Origin of the sequence: Haloferula rosea, assembly GCF_016595525.1 — a bacterium.
Classification (GTDB): Bacteria; Verrucomicrobiota; Verrucomicrobiia; order Verrucomicrobiales; family Akkermansiaceae; genus Haloferula; species Haloferula rosea.
The window spans coordinates 1-477 of the sequence record NZ_JAENII010000057.1; the positions used below are offsets into that span (position 1 = coordinate 1).

A 477-nucleotide genomic window follows, 5' to 3' on the forward strand; every position below is an offset into this window, starting at 1 on the left:
AACGTCAAAGCACACCAACCGCCTGATGGCAGCCGCGCATTGACTCGAGGTTAAGGGTTCTAGTCATCTGAAAAATTCGACTCGGAGCGGGTCAGGCGGTTGCGGTGCTGCGACTTGTTGGGCAAGTTTTTTGATTCCCGGGAGCGATCACGGCAAGACCTTAAGAATACCTGAACCATCCCACCACCAAGACTCTTAGCCGTTACGCCACGGTCGAGGCCAAAAGGATCATCTGGAAGATCATCATGTGATTCACACGAATCATCTTTGCCAACGACTAGCCTGCGGATTCCGATCAGGACACCAGCAAAAGTGGCCAAGACCACAAACCCCAATAAAACGCTATCGAGAAATGGGCCGCTTGAAGAGGCCTCCTCAGATTCCGAATTGTAATAGATGAAACCGATGATACCGCCGAAGACTGATCCGAGCTTAACTACTCCATGGCTAAATGCTTTCATGATTTTTCAGCCCAAC

General features: G+C 50.3%; 1 protein-coding gene. It reads right to left on the minus strand.

Features of this window, described 5'->3' with window-relative positions; all coding sequences use genetic code 11:
- Positions 1-59: 59 nt before the first annotated feature.
- Complete coding sequence (locus JIN81_RS18825) at positions 60-461, minus strand: hypothetical protein (protein ID WP_200283638.1); 402 nt, start codon at positions 459-461, stop codon at positions 60-62.
- Positions 462-477: the final 16 nt, after the last annotated feature.

Excerpts from the sequence above, each read along its gene's own strand:
- JIN81_RS18825 (WP_200283638.1), bottom strand. The coding sequence starts at position 461 with ATGAAAGCATTTAGCCATGGAGTAGTTAAGCTCGGATCAGTCTTCGGC.